This is a genomic window from Streptosporangium sp. NPDC050284, assembly GCF_044459525.1.
Lineage (GTDB): Bacteria > Actinomycetota > Actinomycetes > Streptosporangiales > Streptosporangiaceae > Streptosporangium.
The window spans coordinates 1-17830 of the sequence record NZ_JBITIZ010000018.1; the positions used below are offsets into that span (position 1 = coordinate 1).

Below are 17830 nucleotides of genomic sequence, written 5' to 3' on the forward strand. Positions count from 1 at the left end.
GCCGTCACCGACCTGGTGGCCGCCGCCGCGCGGGACGGCGCCGTCCGCGACGACGTGAATGCCGGCGCCGTCATGATGGCGCTGCACGGCATCGGTGCGGCCCACGACCGCCCCGATTGGCGGGCCGAGGCCGACGGGGTCATCACCCTCCTGCTGGACGGGCTGCGCCGGTCGTACTCAGGCGACGGTCCGCGGGAGCGTGAACAGGAGAGCGCCGACGAGTTGAAGTGAGGCCACCCCGCGATCGGCCGTCAGGTGCAGCCCACGTCCGCCGGGTTCGTCATGAAGGCTCGGACACGGGGCGCCCGAGCCGACGGCACGCGAGCAGCACGATCACTGGCAGGAGCAGGCACTGGGCGGCGATGGCCGACCAGAACCCGGGAAGATACCCCGCGCTCTCGAACAGCTGGTAGAGGCTCCCGCCGACGAGGCCACTCAAGGACGCGCCGACCCCTTCGGCCAGCCGCTGGTGGCCGAAGACGACCGCCGGTGACCGCTTCGTACGGTTGAGCATCTCAAGGACGTTCTTGAGGAAGAGCACCGAGTTGCCGACGCCGATGACGAGGATCCCGGCCGCGACCGTTACCGCGTTCCCGCCGGTGAACGCGACCATGCCGACGGCGAGGCAGCAGAAACCGACCGCCATCGCGTGCGTGTAGCGCATCCGCTCGACCCGTCGCGTGAGGAGCGGCTGCAGTACGGCCAGCACCAGCGAGTAGCCCATCATCGCTGCGCCGTAGAACACGGTGGGCAGCCTGCCCTCGGCGTAGGACGACAGGAACTGGTAGAAGTGCATGTACAGATAGAGGGTCATAGCGGTCACGACGAACGGCAGGACCGCGAGGCCGGCCAGTGCCCGGCGCAGTGGCTCGATCATCTCGCCGTCGTCCCGCCGCTCTCGCGGCAGGAGGGCGTGCCCGATCGCCATCGCCGCGTGCAGCACCGTGGCGGCGACGAACATCCCGCCCGGGTCGTGAATGAACAGCGCCCCCACCACCGGCCCGACCGCGATGCCGACGTTGCCCGTGGCGTAGCTCGCGGACATCAGCCGCGGCCGGTCGCCGGGGCTCGCACCGTGCACGGTGTAACCCCGGACGCTGGGTGAGTAGAGCCCGGTGGCCGCCGATCGCAGGAACAGGGCGGCGACCGTCACCGTCGGCCAGGCGCCGCCGACGAGGAACCCCAGCGACCCGAGGGTCTGCAGGACCATCGCGATCACCAGGCTCCTCTGGAGCCCGATCCGTTCGGCGAGGGCCGCGCCGGGCACCCCTCCGGCGAACTGCACGAACGTCGCCACCCCGAGGATGAGGCCCACCTGATCCATGCCCAGGGCCATCCGGTCGCGGAGCAGGACCGCCAGGTAGGGGTACACGGAGAAGCTGATGAGATTGACGAGGAACCCGCTTCCGAACAGGGCGAGCTGTGTGCCGGTGAACGAGCGGACGCCGGATCGCACGGGAGAGCCCGATGCCTCCCGGTCGGTGGGTGTCACGCCGCCCCCGTCTTGGTCTCGATGTCCATGGTGGGAGTGGCCGCGAGCAGGGTGCGGGTGTAGGGGTGGCGAGGGCGGGTGGTGACGTCCTCGGTCGAGCCCTGCTCGACGATCCGGCCATGCCGCATGACGGCGACGCGGTCCGCGAGCTGGGAGAGGACGGCGAGGTCGTGGGTGATGAACAGGCAGCCGAACTCGAGCCGGTCGCGCAGATCGCACAGCAGGTTGAGCACCGTCGCCTGGACCGACACGTCGAGCGCGGTGACCGGCTCGTCGCAGATCAGTAGGCGCGGCTCCAGAGCCAGTGCCCGGGCGATCGCCACGCGTTGCTGCTGCCCTCCCGAAAGCTGCCCGGAACGGCGATCGCCGACCTGAGGGTCGAGCCCGACGAGGTCCATCAGCTCACCCACCCGCGTGGACCGGGACCGGGTGTCGCCGATCCGGTGGATGTGCAGCGGCTCGGCGAGGGCCTGGCGTACCGTCTGCCGAGGGCTGAGCGTGAGGTAGGGGTCCTGGAACACCATCTGCACCTGTCGCCGATGTGCCCGCAGGGCCCGGCCACGGATCGCGTGCACGTCCGCCCCGGCGACCCGCACCACTCCCGCGCTGGGCCGGTGCAACCCGGTCACGACCCGCGCCAGCGTCGTCTTGCCGCAGCCCGACTCGCCGACCAGCCCGACGATCTCACCCGCCGCCACGCGCAGCGTGACGTCCTCGATCACCGCCGTGACGTCCCGGCCGCGGCCCCCGCCACCGTAGCCCGCGCTCACCCCAACGATCTCTAACACGGGCCGGCGCTCCTCTCCCCCGCCTCCGCGGGGCGGCTGGGGTGGCGCAGGCAGGCCGACCGGTGTGCGTCGACGCGGGGCGGCGCGTCCAGGATCGGGGCCTCCAGGGCCGGTGGTCCGGACACGCAGGCCGCCGCCACGAGCGGGCACCGGGACGCGAACCCACATCCCTCGGTCTCGTCCGGGCCGACACCCGCCCGGCCGGGCATGGTGCGAAACCGGGTGCCCGGTACCGCCCCGGGCCGCGGTACGGCGTCCAGCAGGCCACGCGTGTAGGGGTGGTCGGGATCGGTGATCACCGTGGCGAGCGGGCCCGACTCCACGATCCGGCCGCCGTACACGACGGCCACGCTGTCGGCCAGGCGCGACACGACCGCCAGGTCATGGCTGACGATGACCATGGCCATGTCCAGTTCGTCACGCAGACGCGCCAGCAGCGCGAGCAACTGCGCCTGCACGGTCACGTCGAGGGCCGAGGTGGGTTCGTCGGCGACGAGCAGCTCCGGCTCGCCCGCGAGGGCGATGGCGATCTGCGCCCGCTGGCGCATCCCACCGGAGAGCCGGTGGGGAAACTCGCGGGCGACCTTCGCGGGATCCGCCAGGCCGGCCAGGCGCAACAGTTCCTCGGTGACCCGCCGGGTCGCGGCGCGCCTGCCGCCCCGGCCCGCGTTGCGGACCGCCTCGTCGACGTGCGCGCCGATCGTCCGCAACGGGTTGAGTACGGAGGCGCTGTCCTGGAAGACGACGCCCACCCGGGGCCCGTTGATCCGGCGTCGTTCACCCGGGGAGAGGTCTACCAGCTGACGGGCGCCGGCACCGGTGCCCAGCACCGCCGAGCCGGTGACCGCCGCGTTCGGGTCCAGCAGGCCGAACGGGGCGAGCGCGGCCGTGGTCTTGCCGCTTCCGCTCTCGCCGACGAGGGCGAGGATCCGCCCGCGCCGCACCTCGTAGGACATCCCGGCGACGACGCGACGGCGCCCGCCACCGTCCGGGTAGGAGACGGACAGGTCCCGCACGCGCAGTACCGCGTCGTGCTCGGGAGAATCCTGCGCCGCCTCCGGCGGGGCGGACGCCACGGGTTCCGTCGTGGTCGCAGCCGCGTGGGCGGGCGGGGCCTGCGCCGGGCGACCCCACCGTGGACGGACCAGACGCAGGATCGACGGTCGTTCCTCACCGGCCGCCAGTCGCTCACCGAGCAGGTTGGCGGCGAACACCACGGCCGTGATGGCGATGCCGGGCGGGTAGGCCAACCACCACGCCGAGTCCAGGAACGGCCGCCCCTCGATGAGCATCTGGCCCCACTCGGCGTGCGGCGGGGCGACACCCAGGCCGAGGAAACTCAGCGTGGCGACACTGAGGACGATCATGCCGACATCCGTGCTGGCGTAGACCAGGCAGGGCGCGAGCGCCGGGGGCAGCAGGTGCCGGCCGATGATGCGGCCGCGCCCCGCGCCCAGCAGGCGCAGGGCGTCCAGATGAGGGCTGCTTCGCATGCCGGCGACGCGGGCACGCGCGATCCGGGCGTACGGTGCCCACGACCACAGCGAGAGCGCGAGGACGAGGTTCTCCACCCCGGGTCCCCGTACGCCGATCACCGCGAGCGCCACCAGCATCCCGGGTAGCGAGACGACCACGTCGATCACCCGGGAGACGAGCCGGTCGACCCATCCGCCCAGGTAACCGGCGAGGGCGCCGATGGCGGTGCCGGCCGTCAGCGCGATCGCCAGCACGGCCGCGGTGACCGTGAGGGAGATCCGCGCGCCGTAGAGCATCCGGCTGAGCTGGTCACGGCCGATTTGATCGGTGCCGAGCAGGTGCTCCGGCGACGGCGGCATCAGCCCCGCCGTCAGGTCGCCCGTGGTGGGATCGGCCGGGGCGATGACCGGCGCCAGCACCCCTACGACCGCGAAGAGGATCAGGGGCGTCGCGACCAGTGCCGTACGCGTCCACGCCCTGCCGCCCCGGTGGCCGGTCACGTCGTCCCCCGTCGCGACCGGGCGGTGAGTCCGCCGAACCGGTCCCGAAGCGGCGATCCCCGCCCGGAAGGGCTCTTCCCCGAGAGAGTGGAACGGCCTCGCCGGGAACGGGGGTCGATGAGCCCCTGCAGGACATCGGCGCAGCGGTTGGCCAGGATGAAGCCGCCTCCCATGACGAGCGTGCCGGCCTGCAGCGCCGGAACGTCCCTGGCCCCGGCCGCGTGCACGAAGTAGGCCCCGATACCGGGCCAGCCGAAGATCTGCTCCACCACGACGGCGCCCACCAGGAGGCTCCCGATGCCGAATCCGGCGACCGACAGGATCGGCCCGGCGGCGTTGGGCAGGCCGTCTCGCAGCACGATCGACAGCGGTCCGCTCCCTCTGGCCTGCGCCGCGCGCACGTACGGCCGGTCCAGGGCCTCGCGCAGCGTGACGGCCACCACCCGGCTGAGCACACCGGCGACCGGCAGCCCGAGCACCGCCATCGGCATCACCCACGTCGAGAAACCCGCCATCCCCGACGTCGGAACCACGCGCAGACGCAGGGCCAGGACCAACACCAGGAGGTAGCTCAGCCAGAACGCCGGCACCGAGGTGACGAGCAGCGCCGCGATCCGCAGGGTCCCGCGCAGCAGGCCACGCTGGAGCACCGCCCCTGCGACGCCGACGCTCACCCCGATCACGAGGGCGACCACGGTGGAGCCGACCACCAGCCCCAGCGTGACGCCCAGCCGGTCGGCGACCTCGGGGCCGACGGGCGTGTTCGTCCGCAACGACAATCCGAAGTCGCCGGTGCACACGTCGGCCAGCCACCTCAGGTACCGCACCGCAGCGGGATCGTCGAGGCCGAGCTCGACGCGGACGGCCTCGATCTGCTCGGGCGTGGCCGGCCGACCGGCCCGGGTCGCCGCGAGCATCGCCGCGGGGTCACCGCGTGCGAGCAGGACCAGCGCGAAGACGCCGAGCGACATCGCCAGCAGCACGCCGAAGACGTCGACGGCCCACCGCAGGAGGTAACCGCCCGCGGTGGCGATCCGGCCGTGCGACCTCATCCGACGGTGACCCCGGTGAGTTCCAGGTCGACGTCGGTGGGGGGCATCGTGAAGCCCTTCACCGCGGAGCGGACGGCCCACATCCGTGGCCGGTAGGCCAGCGGCACGAAACCGGCGTCGGCGGCGACCGCGTCGTAGAGCTCCTGGTAGGCCGCGGTGCGGGCGGCGGGGTCGCGGGCGAACAGCGCCTTGTCGACCGCCTTCTCGGTGGCCGGGGTCGCCCAGAGGGGGGCGCGCGCTCCGGAGGTGAACAGGGACACGATCGAACTGGAGGGATCGTACGGCGCGCCGAGTCCTTCGAAGAAGGTCAGGTCGTAGGTGCCCTCCGCCCGCTCGTCGTAGTACGCGGCGGCGTCGACCGGGGAGATCTCGACGGTGATGCCGACCGCCTTGAGGGAGCCGGCGATCGCCTCGGCCATCGTGCGGGGGTCGAGTTGGCCCGCGGCCGGTTTGGCCGGGAGGAGCAGCTTGAGGGAGAGCTTCTCGCCGTTCTTGACCCGGCTGTCGCCCTCAAGCGCGTACCCGGCGGCGTCCAGCGTGGCGCGGGCGCCCGCCTGGTCGAAGTAAGGCGGCAGGTCGGTGCCCGAGTCGGGCACGTTCGGCGGGAACACCCGCCGTGCCGGCTCGCCATAGCCCTGGAACAGCGCGCCGACCAGGGAGGTGGTGTCGATGGCCTGACGCACCGCCTCGCGGACGGCCCGGTCACCGGCCGGGCCGTCGGGGTTGAACCCGAGCATGATCGAGACGTCTGAGGCGCCGGTGAGCAGGGTGACGTCGCCGCGCTCGCTCAGGGATTTGGCCTCCAGTGGTGTGATCGGGGCCAGGTAGGAGCCGCCGATGAGGTCGATCTTGCCGTTGGCGAGCGCGTCGACGCGCGCCTGGGAATCGGGGATGACCTTGAACTCGAGCCGCTCCAGCTTTGGCCTGGTCGCCCAGTGGTCGTCGTTGCGGGCCAGTGTCGCGCCGGTGGCGGAGTTCGACACCAGTTTCCACGGTCCGGTGCCGACGGGGGTCGTGAACTCGCCACCGGGGGCGGACTTCGGGCTGAGCAGCCGCACCGGCCGCACGATCGACATCTCCTGCAGCAGCGGCTCGTACGGTTCCGACAACGTCAGCCGGACGGTGTCGGAGTCGGGGGTGTCCACGGCGGAGATGACCTGCGAGGCCCGGAAGAAGGTGAACTTCTTGTTGCCCACCCACCGGTCGAGGTTCCACTTGACGGCGGCGGAGTCGAGCGGGGTCCCGTCGGTGAAGCGGACGCCGTCACGCAGGTCGAAGGTGACCTGCCGGCCGTCCTCGGCGACGGTCCACGACTCCGCGAGCCCCGGTGCCAGCTTGCCGCCCTCGGTGTAGGTGACAAGCGGCTCGTAGATCGCGTCGAGGAGCAGGAAGTTACCGGTGAAGGCGTGTGGGTCCAGGGCGCCGGACTCCTCGCTCAGGCCGATGCGCAACACAGGGGCGGCGAGGGCTTTCTCGTCGACATCGGAGGGATCGGAAGCGCACGCACCGATCAGCATGATCGAGGCGACGAGGATGGTGAAGAGGCGCGATCTGAACACGAACACTCCGGGCAGGTGATAACCGTCGACAAGAGGGCGATCGATCGCCCACCCTCAGGTAGTCGGTGGCATCGCGTGTCTGGTTCCCGGCGGTATCGACGAATTTGCCGCACATTACGGCACGACGTTGGGCCTGGGAGTCCTCGATGGCAAGAGGTCACGCACGCCGTGATCGCCCCCTTTCGTGGGGCGGCGTGGCGCATTGACCGGATGCCCGATCGGCACGGTGTGCTCCAAGGTGGCGCGGGCCTGCGGGAGTCAGCGGCAGAATCACCTGGGCTGGGAGAAGGTGAAGACCGACAGCCGCAGCCGGGGGTAGAGACCGGCGGGTAGCGGACCTTCTTCCTGCCAGCCCAGGGCGCGGTACAGCCGGGCCGCGGGCGTTTGCGGGGAGGTGATCAGCCAGGCTCTCGGCCAGTCGGCCACCGCGGCCCGCAGCAGACGGCGTCCGATGCCTTGACCTTGAGCATCGGGGTGGACGAAAAGCTTGACCACCTCGAACGCATCCTGGGTCAGTGCAGCCGCCCTGACCGCGCCGAACGCCTCGATGATGCCACCGTAGAGGCTGTTGCCGGACAGGTCCTCAGGGGTGGGCCAGCCATAGCAGACGCCCAGCAGCCGATCATGATCACGGATGGTCAGCGCGCTGAATCCTGGATGGCCGGTGGCGTCGGCCAGCTTGTCGTCGTGGGCGGCGAGTTGCTCGGGGGTCTCCGACCACGGTGGCGCGCTGTAGCACGCCTGATAGAGAGCGCCCACCTCGGCGGTCGCCGCCAGCGTGCGTGGTCCATCAAGCCGGTCCATGAGATCTCCTTGACGAGGGTGACACCGGGCTGCGCCCATCGGCGAGCAGGCGCGCCACGACGCTTGATCGAGTCGAGAACGGGGCTGCGGGATCGGGACTCACGAGGCCAATCGTTCGCGTGCGTTGCGACCCGATCTCGTGGGTTCGACCTCGTCAGGCTGGTTGATCTCGGCCCATACCGCGTCGAGGGAAAGATCGAGAACATCGGCGATCGCTGCGATGGTGGGGAAGGCGGGAGTCGCCACGCGGCCTGACTCGATCTTCCGGAGGGTCTCCGGCGACACGCCTGCATCCAGTGCGGTGTCGAGCATCGAGCGCTCTCCCCTGGCGCGACGCAACAGGGCGCCGAGGCGCTGTCCGCGCTCGACCTCCGCGGGTGTGAGCGGCAACCTGACCATGGCTTCGATTCTAGGGCCTGTGCGAGTTGGAGAGCGGAGGGATTTGCCGCGCGGCGCCTGGGACGGCCATCCGGTCAGCCGTGAACCGGTTCTCTCCGAGTGGCGCAACGCGGCTGAGCGGTACGTCGACCGGGTCAGAGAGGCCTCTTCCGCTTCGGCGAGATCTCCGCGCGGTCCTCGTCTACGCGGGGCCGTCCCGTGGGGTCGAAGCCCTCAACCCGTTGAAGATCCGAAGCCCGCGCAGATCCTAGCGTCGGGATAATATGGCCGGGATAGTTATTGGTTGCATGAGAAGGGCATCGCATGATCGAGATCCTGAACCCCCCGGACCTGGCCCGCGCGAAGGAGACCGGCGCCCTGGTCGCTCACATCCTGCAGACGCTGAAGAGCCGCAGCACGGTGGGTACGAATCTCCTGGACATCGATCAATGGACCCAGGACATGATCGTTGAGGCCGGAGCACTGTCCTGCTACGTCGATTACGAGCCCTCCTTCGGACGTGGGCCGTTCGGCCACTACATCTGCACGTCCGTCAACGACGCCGTGCTCCACGGGCTGCCGTACGACTACACCCTTGCCGACGGCGACCTGCTCTCGCTCGACCTCGCCGTCTCCAAAAACGGAGTCGCCGCAGACTCCGCCATCAGCTTCATCGTGGGCGGCTCGAATCCCCCGGAGAGCGTCGCGATGATCAGCGCGACCGAACGCGCGTTGAACGCGGGTATCGCGGCTGCCGGGCCCGGAGCGCGCATCGGCGACATCTCCCACGCCATCGGCTCGGTCCTCAGCGAGGCGGGGTATCCGATCAACACCGAGTTCGGAGGTCACGGCATCGGATCGACGATGCACCAGGACCCGCACATCTCAAACACCGGACGGCCCGGCCGGGGATACCGGCTGCGCCCCGGGCTGATGCTCGCGCTCGAACCATGGGTCATGGCCGACACCGCCGAACTCGTCACCGACGCCGACGGCTGGACGCTCAGGAGCGCGACAGGCTGCCGGACAGCACACAGTGAGCACACGATCGCCATCACCGGCAACGGAGCCGAGATCCTCACCTTGCCGAAGTAGGCGCGACCGTGAACTCGAAAGACGCCTGCCGCTCCGCTCGTCAAGCATGTTCTCGGTATCCGAGACGTGCTCCGGCAGCGGGCGGCCCATCTGCCCGTAGCGCCTGCGCCTTCCTCTGCGGCAACGGCTGTCCGCGCAAGGCGGCGCCGCACATATCGTTCGGCGCTTCCCGCATGAAGTGGTCCGGATCACGTGGGCGGTGGCCCTCGGACGGCGACGACTCTCAGGGGGATACTCCGTAGCGGGTGGCGATCGCGGTGGCGCGGTTGCGCAGGGAGTCGCGCAACCACTGCGGAGCCAGTGCCTCAGCGTTCGTGCTGAGCTGCCACAGCGCCCATTCGGCGTGTCTCGGATCCTGGAAGGTCACCTCCATCCGCAGCCGGCCGTCCGAATCGGCCTCTTCGGCGAGGACGGCCAGCGCGGTGTCGACCAGATCCTCCCGCCGCGCGGGATCCACCCGTACCAGTACGGTGACCTGGTCGCCACCGGCCCGAAACCGCGTGCTGCGTTCCTGCCAGGCCCGGTCCAGATCGACGCGGTCCGGTCGCTGTGCGGGTTCGGGGAGCTCCTCGGCGGCCAAGATCCGAGACAGCCGGTAGGTGCGGTCCGCGCCGGACCTGGTGGCCAGTAAGTAGCCCCGATCGCGTACGGTGACCAGGCCGATCGGGTCCACCGTGCGCCATCCCGGGGTCTGATCCACGGCCGCGTAGTGGATGCGCAGCCTGTGTCCGGAGAGCACCGCGCGCAGAACTTCGGCCACCACGGTGTCGGGCGCCTCCTCGGCGACCAGCCGGCGTGAGAGGAGGTCGGTCTCCGGGTCGATGAGCAATCGCTCGGCCGCGCCGGCCGCGGTGTCCCGATAGCTTTCCGGCAGCGCGTCGACCACCTTGAGCATCGCCGAAGCGAGCGCCGAGCCGAGGCCGAATGTCTGCGCGCCGCGCCGTGATCCGGCGATCAGGAGGGCGAGGGCCTCATCGGGGGTCAGTCCGGTGAGTTCGGTCCTGAAGCCGGGCAACAACGCGAAACCGCCGTGCCGGCCGCGTTCCGCGTAGACCGGGACGCCGGCCGCGGACAGTGCCTCGATGTCGCGCAGCACGGTGCGGGTGGACACCTCCAGCTCGCGGGCGAGCGCGGCCGCGGACAGCCGGCCGTGCTGCCGCAGCAGGAGCACCAGCGAGACCAGCCGGTCGGCGCGCATGCGAAAACCCTACAGAAATACACGACACAGGATGTCGTGATTTGTCGGGAGGCTTATCACCACAACGTCGAAGAAGGCGGCTACGAGCCGGTCGACGTACGTGATGTCAACGAATCGAATGGAGTCGATGTGGCAATGGAGCGAACGGCGGTCAACCCGTGGGCGTGGTCGACGGAGCTGGGATACAACCAGGGCGAGATCGTCTCCGGGCACACCCGGACCCTGTACTGCTCCGGGCAGACCGCGATGAGCGGCGACGGCAAGCCCCAGCACGCCGATGACATGGCGGCGCAGTTGGTGCTGAGCCTCGACAACCTGGAGGCCGTGCTCGCCGAGGCCGGCATGTCCCTCGCCAACCTCGTCCGGCTCAACGTCTACACCACCGACGTCGATCGGCTCTTCGAGCACTACGGCGCGCTGGCGTCACGGCTGGGCGTCATCGGGGTGGCGCCGACCACCACGATGCTCGGGGTGACGCGGCTGGCGATCCCCGGTCTGATGGTCGAGCTTGAGGGAACCGCTGTCGCGTGACGCGCCCTCGCCGCCTCCGGCACTGCCGGAGGCGGCACGAGTGGTGTCGGTCGGAGGGTCGCGCATAGCGCGGGGCGGGCGACAGGAAGGCAATACGGCCCATGCCCTCGCCGGTTACGGGGTCGGCGAGGGCATGGCCCTTACGACATATCCGCCCACCTTTATCCCCAAGGATTATCCTAGGGATGTTAGGTTAGGCCTATGGACCATAAGACAATGGGGATGGATGCATGGCTCGGGCCGGGTTGACGGCGGGCCGGGTGACGCTCGCGGGCGCCGAGCTGGCGGACGAGGTCGGGCTCGACCACGTGACCATGTCGGCGGTGGCGCGGCGGCTCGGGGTGAAGGACGCGAGCCTGTATGTGCACGTGCGCGGTCTGGAGGACCTGCGCGGGCGGATCGCGCTGCTGGCGGCGGACGAGAAGACCATCGGTATCGCCGAGGCCACCGCCGGGCGGGCCGGCAGGGACGCGCTGGTGGCGTTCGCGAACGCCTGGCGGGCGTACGCCCATGACCACCCGGGCCGGTACGCGGCGACGCAGATCCCGATACAGATCGATCCCGAGCTCGCGGTCCGAGCGCCCGGACCGCGGCGCGCGGTCGAACTGACCTACAGCATGCTGCGCGCCTACGCGCTGGACGAGCCCGACCTGACCGACGCGGTCCGGCTGGTGCGCAGCACGCTCCACGGCTTCGTCAGCCTCGAGGCCGCCGGCGGATTCGCGCACACGCGCCCGGCGGAGAGCTCCTGGGCCCGCTGCCTGGACGCCCTGCACGCGCTCCTGGAGCGCTGGCCCTCACCCGGCGAAGGAGACTCCTGTTGACCACCCCGACCATCGGACGACTGCGCGTGGACGGTGCCACCTTGCACTACGAGGTGCGTGGAAGCGGCCCGCTCCTGCTGCTGATCCCCGGCGGCGCCGGCGACGCGGCCTCCTACGACGGCATCGCCGACGAGCTGGCAGGCGATTACACGGTCGTCTCCTACGACCCACGCGGCCTGTCCCGCAGCCCGCTGGACGACCCACAGGCCGTTCAGCAGGTCGCCCGGCATGCCGACGACGCGTTCCGGCTGCTGGATCTGCTGTCTCCGGACGCACCCGTTCGCGTGGTCGGCTGCAGTTCGGGGGCGATCGTCGCGCTGCACCTGCTCTGCGCCCACTGCGAGCGGATCGAACGCGTGGTGGCACACGAGCCGCCGGTGGTGGAGGTGCTGCCGGACGCCGCCGAGCACCGCGCACTGCTCGCTCGCGTCCAGGAGACCTTCCGCCGAGACGGGTTGATGCCCGCGGTGGCCGAGTTCGCGGCGGGCCTGCGGCGGCCGGACGACGAGAAGCCCGTCGCCGCCGAGAAGGCCGTCGAGCTGCCACCGCAGGCGGCCGCGCGAGCTGGACGGACGATGGCGAACATGCCCTACTTTCTCGGACGCATCGTGCCGGGTTTCATGGCCTACACCCCGGATGTGGATCGCCTGGCGGCCCTGTCGGACCGGCTCGTGCTCGCGGGCGGAGCAGACTCACGCGGCGAACTGCCCTACCGTCCCGCCGCCTTCCTGGCCGAACGGTCCGGCACGGAACTCGTTCACTTCCCCGGCGGGCACACGGGACTCAGTACGCACCCCACCGAGTTCGCCGAACTGCTCCGCAAGGTGCTGAGCGCCTGAAGCCGATTCGGTCGCGCGTGGACAGGGACCCCGCGTTCGATCCGCCGGATCTCGGTGAAAGGCGGACGGTGACGGCGTGGACGTCAGGCCCGGAGGTGGGCGGGGCCGCTACGGGGTGTGACCGAGATACGCGTCAAAGGGCAACGGGATGATCTTGAAGCCTTAAGCGCCCGTCGGCCGTCACCCATTCGGCTCAGTGTCGTTGGTGGTGATGTTGAGCGTCCTCTGGGGCCTGGGTGGGTTGTGACATCGATTGAACGGACCGCGCATCCGCGGTTCAAGCGGCTGATCACCGCGCACGAGCTGCATCTGCTCTTCTCCCCGAGCCGCGATGAGCTGGAGTGGGCGGCCGATGCCACGGACTGCGATGAGCATCTGCCGGCCCTGCTGCTGATGCTGAAGTCCTACCGGCGCATGGGGTGTTTCCCGGCGCTGGAGGACCGCGACAGCGACGGGACGACGCTGTTCAACCGGCTGAAGAAGCCCGCCAAGGGCCCGACCTGGTCGCACTTCAAGAACCTGACCAAGCGTCTGGAACGGCTGGACGAGCTGGGCGACACCGACGTGTGGATGGACGGAGTCGCCGCCGGGAAGGTCACCGACTTCGCCGGGGAGGCGGACGCGGCGGACGCCTCGGAACTTCGGGACTTCGTCCCCGTCAAGCGCATTGCGCTGGTCGCGGCCCTGACGCACAAGGCGCGGATGCGGGTGCGGGACGACCTGGCGACGATGTTCTGCAAGCGTGTGGCGACGAAGATCAAGAAGGCCAAGGCGGAGCTGGAGGAGATCCGGCTCGCCGAGCGGGAGATCGTCGAGTCGGACGCGCCGCTGCGCCGGCGGGTGACGGCGGCGACCAACAAGGTCGAGTCGTTCAACCGGTTCTCCCAGTGGATCGGTTTCGGCAACCGCGGCGTCATCGCCGACAACGATCCCATCGAGCAGGAGAAGGCGATGAAGTTCAACGCGCTGCTCACGAACGCGGTGATCTTCCACAACGCCCTGGACATCGCGGAGATCGTGCGGCAGTTGCTGGAGGAGGGATGGGAAATCGACCCGGAAGACCTGGCGCACATCTCGCCGTACCTGACCGAGCACATCAACCGGTTCGGCGAGTACAGCACCCACGAGCTCGGCATCCAGCCCGAGGCGTACGACCCGAAACTCGGCGTCGACTGGCGTTCGACCTGGTCGATCTCTGCGGGTGCGACATTGTCGACTGCGGCGTTTGCGCGGTGAGGCTCGCTGCTGACGGGAATGCAGAATCTTTCGCTGAGTTCACCGTCGGCTCCCGGCCTGAGACGACCGATGAGAGTCGGTGCGTACGTGCGCACGCATCCCTTGCAGGCCGAACAGGATGAGAAGCTCAACCACGCCGCCGTCGGCGCTGCCCAGCCAGTGGGGCAAGGACGTGTCGAACTCGGCTGCCTCACCTGGCGGCAGTATCAGGTCTCGCTCGCCGGTCACGAGTCGCAGGCGTCCGTTGAGCACGTAGAGCCACTCGAAGCCTTCGTGGGTCTGCGGGGTCGGTTCGAGTGGTTCCGGCCGGGCGGGGATGATCATCTTGAACGCGTGCATACCACCCGGTCGCCGGGACAGGGGAACGAAGGTCATGCCGAACCGCCTGATCGGCTTGAGGTGGATCCGGGGGTCGCCGGTGCGCGGGGCACCGACGAGGTCGTCCAGCGGAACGTCGTAGATACGGGCCAGCGGCAGCAGCAGTTCCAGGCTCGGCCGGCGCTGCCCGCTCTCCAGCCGGGACAGGGTGCTCTCCGACACGCCGGTCGTCGCCGCGAGGTCGGCGAGGGTGATGCCGCGGTCACGACGCAGCGCACGCAGCCGCGACCCCACCGCGTCGAGCACGTCGTCGTCCGTCTTGGGATCCATGAGGCCTACCTTGCCATTACCGCAAGATTCCGTGCCAAGCCGTGGTGTGCACGCCAAGACTGAGCACCTATCGACGCAAGGAGATCTTGATGAGCACCACCGATGCGGTCGCCTTCTGGGACGGCGTCTACGCGGCCCGGCCGGCAGCCGGCAACCCGCGGCCGAATGCCCGCCTCACCGAGACGGTGACGGGCCTGCCGCCCGGTGACGCGTTGGACCTCGGATGCGGCGACGGCGGCGACGCGCTGTGGCTCGCCGGCCAGGGGTGGCAGGTCACCGCCGCCGACATCTCGGCCGTGGCGGTCGAGCGGCTCGCCGCCCTCGCCCGCTCACACGGCCTGGGCGACCGCGTCACCACCGTGCAGCACAACGTGGACACGTCGTTCCCGCCCGGCGGATTCGACCTGATCTGCGCCCACTACCTGCACACCCCCCATGACCTGGACCGGGCAACCGTCCTGCGCTCGGCCGCGCACGCACTGCGCCCGGGCGGGCGGCTGCTGGTCGTCGACCACGGCTCGGCCGCGCCGTGGTCGTGGAACCAAGATCCCGACATCCACTACCCGAGCCCGCGGGAAGTCGCCGCCGGTATCGACCTGGCCCCGGAGACATGGACGGTCGAGCGGGCCGACGCCCCCCGCCGGATCGCGACCGGACCAGGCGGGCACACCGCCGAGGTCACCGACCACGTCCTCCTCATCCGCCGCACCGCCTGACACGGCGGCCGGCCCCCAATGAAGGAAGGCGACCACTGTTGCCCAGCACCACACGCCGCACCACACGCCGCGATGGCCGTGGCGACACCCCGCCGCCCCGGACCGCCCCGGACCGCCCCGCTCCCAGCGTCCGCTGGGCACTCGCCCACATGATCGAGGAGACCGGCCGGCACGCGGGCCACGCGGACATCCTCCGCGAACTCATCGACGGCACGACCGGCCGCTGACCCACCCTCTCCAGGACGGAAACACATGATCACAGAACCACGGCCGTTGCCACGCCGCTCCCTCCGTTCCGCGCACACGGCGGCAACCGTGGTGCTCACCCTCCTGCTCACGATCGCCACCACAGCCTGTTCCACCCCCGCCTCCACGTCCACGCCGACAGCCGGTGGCGATGTTCCCGCCTACGCCGCCGCCAACCAGGACGATCCCCGGTTCAAAAAGACCTTCCGGCACAAGTTCGCCGACGTCGACGGCGTCCGTATGCACTACGTGAAGGGCGGCAGCGGCACACCGGTCGTGCTGATACACGGCTGGCCACAGACCTGGTACGGCTGGTGGCCGATCATGCCGGAACTTGCCAAGTACCACACCGTCTACGCCGTCGATCTCCCCGGACTGGGCGACAGCACCGGCTCTCCCTCCGGCTACGACAAAGCCACGCTGGCGCGGTACGTGCACAAGCTGATCTCCGATCAGCTCGGGGTGCGTGATGCTCGTGTCATCGGGCACGATTTTGGCGCCGCAGTGGCATTCCAGTACGCCAGCCAATTTCCCGACGACACCGCACGCCTCGGCTACCTTGACCTGCCGCTGCCCGGGCCCGCGATCGATGCAGGCACCTACCGCTCACTGAGCTGGCACATCGCCTTTCACTCCCAGCGACGCGTCCCCGAGGCGGTCGTGGATGATGATGTCCGCGAGTACCTGGCACTGTTCTATCCTCAGGTCTCCTTCGGTGGCGCGGCGTTCGGCGGCACCTCCGACCGGTCCCCGTTCACCGGCGCCGAGATCGACGAGTACGCACGAACTTACAGTCGGCCCCAGGTCCTGTCGGGCGGCTTCGAGCTCTACCGCGCCCTCGACAAAGACGTCCGCGACACTGTGGCAGCAGCACCGGTGCGTGTCCCGACCCTGCTCATGGCCGCCCAAGGGCAACTCGAAGCGATCCGGGGCACAGTCGCCCCGCGCATGACCAACATCGTGCGGGCGGTGGACGTGCCGAACGCCGGGCACTGGCTCGTCGAGGAGAACCCTCGGTTCGTCACCGCCGAGCTATTGCGTTTCCTCGACGGATGACCACGCCACCAAGGCGGCATCGCAACGGGCACTGACATCCACTCCCCGCCGAACCGGTTTCGAGCAGAAGCCCGCGAGACCGGCGGACCGGACGTAACTGCCGCAGTGAATGCCGGATTTACTGCGGCGGAGCCCCTACCGTGATCATCGCGACCTGCGGCGGGCCGATCCGGCTGCCGGGCCGCCCGTCTTCCCCGGCGCCGCGATCGACGACCCGGCGCTGCCGGAGGTGCTGGCCGAGCTGGCGGCGGCGCGGGCGGACGAGATGGACGCCGGCACCGTCAACCGGGAGCTGTCCATCGTCCGCAAGGCAATCGGCCGGCGGCAGCGCCAGGGCTGGATCGAGTGCGATCCGACGATCGGCATCGAGCGGCGGCCGGCGCCGCCGGACCGCACCAAGGCTCTCGCGGAGAATCAGATCGCTGCCCTGTGGCGCCTCGACGTCGCGCTGCGGGAGAAGACGCAGTGGAAGATGCTCTACGAGTCCGCCGCACGGGCCGACGAGCGTACGGGTCGGTGCCGCTCGTGGCCGGGCGGGACGAGAAGGACGGCGCCCGGCCACGGAGACGGTGTTGTCGAGGGGTTCAGTAGAGGGCGCGGATGCTTCCGCCGTCCACGCCCCAGACGGCGCCGGTGACGAAGGCGGCCAGAGGGCTGGCCAGGAAGAGGACGACGTTGGCGACCTCTTCGGGGGTGCCGAGGCGGGCCAGCGGCAGTTGACGAAGTTGCATCTCGTGTTCGACCGCGGCCATGGGCTCCTTGCCGTGCAGGATGGCGAGGTTGTCGGCGAAGCCGCCGGGCTTGGTCCAGAAGGGGGTCCAGATGGGGCCGGGGGCGACGGCGTTGACCCGGATGTGGGGGCCTTCCGCGCGAGACAGGCCCTTGGTGACGGCGAGGACGGCGGCCTTGGAGGCGGCGTAGTCGATGGGCTGGGTCTCCGGCTGGCGTGCCAGGTCGGAGGCGTTGTTGACGATGGCCGGCGAGTTTTGGGAGGCGCGCAGGTGGGGCAGGGCGGCACGGCTGATCCGGACGTAGCTCATGAAGTTGAGATTCATGGTCTGCAGCCACTCGTCGTCGGTGAGCTGCTCGAAGGTGCGGACGTTGCCGGTGCCGACGTTGTTGACGAGGATGTCCAGGCCGCCCAGGTGGTCGAGCGCGCCGGTGACGGCGTTCTCACAGCCGTCCAGGGTGGACAGGTCGGCGCGGACCGAGCGCAGCGTGCCGGCCAGGTCCTTGGTGTCGGTCTCCAACCGGTCGAGCAGGGCGGCGTCGTAGTCGGCCGCGACCACGTCGGCGCCTTCGGCGAGCATCGCGCGGACGGTCGCCGCGCCGATGCCGGACGCGCCGCCGGTGATCAGGACTTTACGTCCCGAGAGGTGAGTCTGCATGGGT

20 protein-coding genes are annotated in these 17830 nt (G+C 70.1%); 10 read left to right on the forward strand and 10 right to left on the reverse strand.

The window, feature by feature from the left end; all coding sequences use genetic code 11:
- Positions 1-231: hypothetical protein (locus ACIBH4_RS32720; protein ID WP_399173411.1), on the forward strand; the 231-nt coding region annotated here is incomplete at its 5' end.
- 49 nt (positions 232-280) lie between these two features.
- Here ACIBH4_RS32720 and ACIBH4_RS32725 read toward each other — a convergent pair.
- From ACIBH4_RS32725 to ACIBH4_RS32755, 7 genes are all read right to left on the reverse strand, one after another.
- A complete protein-coding gene (locus tag ACIBH4_RS32725) occupies positions 281-1492 on the reverse strand; it encodes an MFS transporter (RefSeq protein ID WP_362518915.1) in 1212 nt (403 codons plus the stop codon).
- Positions 1489-2280: an ATP-binding cassette domain-containing protein gene (locus ACIBH4_RS32730; protein ID WP_362518918.1), complete on the reverse strand. Its 792-nt coding sequence runs from the start codon at positions 2278-2280 to the stop codon at positions 1489-1491. Before ACIBH4_RS32730 ends, ACIBH4_RS32725 begins: the two co-directional genes overlap by 4 nt.
- A complete protein-coding gene (locus ACIBH4_RS32735) occupies positions 2274-4256 on the reverse strand; it encodes a dipeptide/oligopeptide/nickel ABC transporter permease/ATP-binding protein (RefSeq protein ID WP_362518921.1) in 1983 nt (660 codons plus the stop codon). The genes ACIBH4_RS32730 and ACIBH4_RS32735 overlap by 7 nt, the downstream gene beginning before the upstream one ends.
- Entirely contained in the window at positions 4253-5308 is a 1056-nt protein-coding gene (locus ACIBH4_RS32740; RefSeq protein WP_362518924.1) for an ABC transporter permease, read from the reverse strand. Before ACIBH4_RS32740 ends, ACIBH4_RS32735 begins: the two co-directional genes overlap by 4 nt.
- On the reverse strand, positions 5305-6867 hold the full coding sequence (locus tag ACIBH4_RS32745; protein ID WP_362767508.1) for an ABC transporter substrate-binding protein: 1563 nt from the start codon (positions 6865-6867) through the stop codon (positions 5305-5307). The genes ACIBH4_RS32740 and ACIBH4_RS32745 overlap by 4 nt, the downstream gene beginning before the upstream one ends.
- Positions 6868-7137: 270 nt before the next feature.
- Positions 7138-7671 (reverse strand): GNAT family N-acetyltransferase, encoded by a 534-nt coding sequence (locus ACIBH4_RS32750; protein WP_362518930.1) that lies wholly within the window; start codon positions 7669-7671, stop codon positions 7138-7140.
- A gap of 99 nt (positions 7672-7770) precedes the next feature.
- A complete protein-coding gene (locus ACIBH4_RS32755; protein WP_362518933.1) occupies positions 7771-8070 on the reverse strand; it encodes a helix-turn-helix transcriptional regulator in 300 nt (99 codons plus the stop codon).
- A gap of 303 nt (positions 8071-8373) precedes the next feature.
- Here ACIBH4_RS32755 and map point away from each other — a divergent pair, with 303 nt between their 5' ends.
- Entirely contained in the window at positions 8374-9144 is a 771-nt protein-coding gene (map, locus tag ACIBH4_RS32760; RefSeq protein WP_362518936.1) for a type I methionyl aminopeptidase, read from the forward strand.
- Between the two features lie 223 nt (positions 9145-9367).
- Here the strand turns inward: map and ACIBH4_RS32765 are convergent, their stop codons facing one another.
- Positions 9368-10342 carry a WYL domain-containing protein gene (locus ACIBH4_RS32765; RefSeq protein WP_362767505.1) on the reverse strand — a complete coding sequence of 325 codons (975 nt, stop codon included), beginning with the start codon at positions 10340-10342 and terminating at the stop codon, positions 9368-9370.
- 135 nt (positions 10343-10477) lie between these two features.
- Here ACIBH4_RS32765 and ACIBH4_RS32770 point away from each other — a divergent pair, with 135 nt between their 5' ends.
- The 4 genes from ACIBH4_RS32770 to ACIBH4_RS32785 all read left to right on the forward strand — a co-directional run bounded on the left by ACIBH4_RS32770 (position 10478) and on the right by ACIBH4_RS32785 (position 13772).
- Entirely contained in the window at positions 10478-10873 is a 396-nt protein-coding gene (locus tag ACIBH4_RS32770) for a RidA family protein (protein ID WP_362519251.1), read from the forward strand.
- Positions 10874-11103: 230 nt separating this feature from the next.
- On the forward strand, positions 11104-11697 hold the full coding sequence (locus ACIBH4_RS32775) for a WHG domain-containing protein (protein WP_362767503.1): 594 nt from the start codon (positions 11104-11106) through the stop codon (positions 11695-11697).
- Positions 11694-12536 (forward strand): alpha/beta hydrolase, encoded by an 843-nt coding sequence (locus ACIBH4_RS32780; RefSeq protein WP_362767500.1) that lies wholly within the window; start codon positions 11694-11696, stop codon positions 12534-12536. Before ACIBH4_RS32775 ends, ACIBH4_RS32780 begins: the two co-directional genes overlap by 4 nt.
- Positions 12537-12779: 243 nt before the next feature.
- Positions 12780-13772 (forward strand): Tn3 family transposase, encoded by a 993-nt coding sequence (locus ACIBH4_RS32785; protein WP_362518949.1) that lies wholly within the window; start codon positions 12780-12782, stop codon positions 13770-13772.
- Between the two features lie 39 nt (positions 13773-13811).
- Here the strand turns inward: ACIBH4_RS32785 and ACIBH4_RS32790 are convergent, their stop codons facing one another.
- Entirely contained in the window at positions 13812-14420 is a 609-nt protein-coding gene (locus ACIBH4_RS32790; protein ID WP_362518951.1) for an XRE family transcriptional regulator, read from the reverse strand.
- 89 nt (positions 14421-14509) lie between these two features.
- On the opposite strand from ACIBH4_RS32790, the gene ACIBH4_RS32795 reads away from it, so the two are divergent.
- From ACIBH4_RS32795 to ACIBH4_RS32810, 4 genes are all read left to right on the forward strand, one after another.
- Entirely contained in the window at positions 14510-15136 is a 627-nt protein-coding gene (locus ACIBH4_RS32795) for a class I SAM-dependent methyltransferase (protein WP_362518954.1), read from the forward strand.
- Positions 15031-15363, forward strand: coding sequence for a DUF664 domain-containing protein (locus ACIBH4_RS32800; protein WP_362518957.1), 333 nt, complete (start codon positions 15031-15033; stop codon positions 15361-15363). The genes ACIBH4_RS32795 and ACIBH4_RS32800 overlap by 106 nt, the downstream gene beginning before the upstream one ends.
- A gap of 25 nt (positions 15364-15388) precedes the next feature.
- On the forward strand, positions 15389-16438 hold the full coding sequence (locus ACIBH4_RS32805; RefSeq protein WP_362767497.1) for an alpha/beta hydrolase: 1050 nt from the start codon (positions 15389-15391) through the stop codon (positions 16436-16438).
- Between the two features lie 109 nt (positions 16439-16547).
- Positions 16548-17075, forward strand: coding sequence for a hypothetical protein (locus ACIBH4_RS32810; protein ID WP_362767494.1), 528 nt, complete (start codon positions 16548-16550; stop codon positions 17073-17075).
- Here ACIBH4_RS32810 and ACIBH4_RS32815 read toward each other — a convergent pair.
- Entirely contained in the window at positions 17023-17826 is an 804-nt protein-coding gene (locus ACIBH4_RS32815) for an SDR family oxidoreductase (protein ID WP_362518966.1), read from the reverse strand. The two genes, ACIBH4_RS32810 and ACIBH4_RS32815, sit on opposite strands and share 53 nt — an antisense overlap.
- Positions 17827-17830 lie beyond the last annotated feature (4 nt).

Bases quoted from the DNA above. Each gene is read 5' to 3' on its own strand.
- ACIBH4_RS32790 (WP_362518951.1), bottom strand. From the start codon at position 14,420: ATGGATCCCAAGACGGACGACGACGTGCTCGACGCGGTGGGGTCGCGG.
- ACIBH4_RS32815 (WP_362518966.1), bottom strand. From the start codon at position 17,826: ATGCAGACTCACCTCTCGGGACGTAAAGTCCTGATCACCGGCGGCGCG.
- ACIBH4_RS32800 (WP_362518957.1), top strand. From the start codon at position 15,031: ATGGACGGTCGAGCGGGCCGACGCCCCCCGCCGGATCGCGACCGGACC.
- ACIBH4_RS32770 (WP_362519251.1), top strand. From the start codon at position 10,478: ATGGAGCGAACGGCGGTCAACCCGTGGGCGTGGTCGACGGAGCTGGGA.
- ACIBH4_RS32750 (WP_362518930.1), bottom strand. From the start codon at position 7,671: ATGGACCGGCTTGATGGACCACGCACGCTGGCGGCGACCGCCGAGGTG.
- ACIBH4_RS32740 (WP_362518924.1), bottom strand. From the start codon at position 5,308: ATGAGGTCGCACGGCCGGATCGCCACCGCGGGCGGTTACCTCCTGCGG.
- ACIBH4_RS32810 (WP_362767494.1), top strand. From the start codon at position 16,548: ATGCCGGATTTACTGCGGCGGAGCCCCTACCGTGATCATCGCGACCTG.
- ACIBH4_RS32775 (WP_362767503.1), top strand. From the start codon at position 11,104: ATGGCTCGGGCCGGGTTGACGGCGGGCCGGGTGACGCTCGCGGGCGCC.
- ACIBH4_RS32755 (WP_362518933.1), bottom strand. From the start codon at position 8,070: ATGGTCAGGTTGCCGCTCACACCCGCGGAGGTCGAGCGCGGACAGCGC.
- ACIBH4_RS32765 (WP_362767505.1), bottom strand. From the start codon at position 10,342: ATGCGCGCCGACCGGCTGGTCTCGCTGGTGCTCCTGCTGCGGCAGCAC.
- ACIBH4_RS32795 (WP_362518954.1), top strand. From the start codon at position 14,510: ATGAGCACCACCGATGCGGTCGCCTTCTGGGACGGCGTCTACGCGGCC.
- map (WP_362518936.1), top strand. From the start codon at position 8,374: ATGATCGAGATCCTGAACCCCCCGGACCTGGCCCGCGCGAAGGAGACC.
- ACIBH4_RS32805 (WP_362767497.1), top strand. From the start codon at position 15,389: ATGATCACAGAACCACGGCCGTTGCCACGCCGCTCCCTCCGTTCCGCG.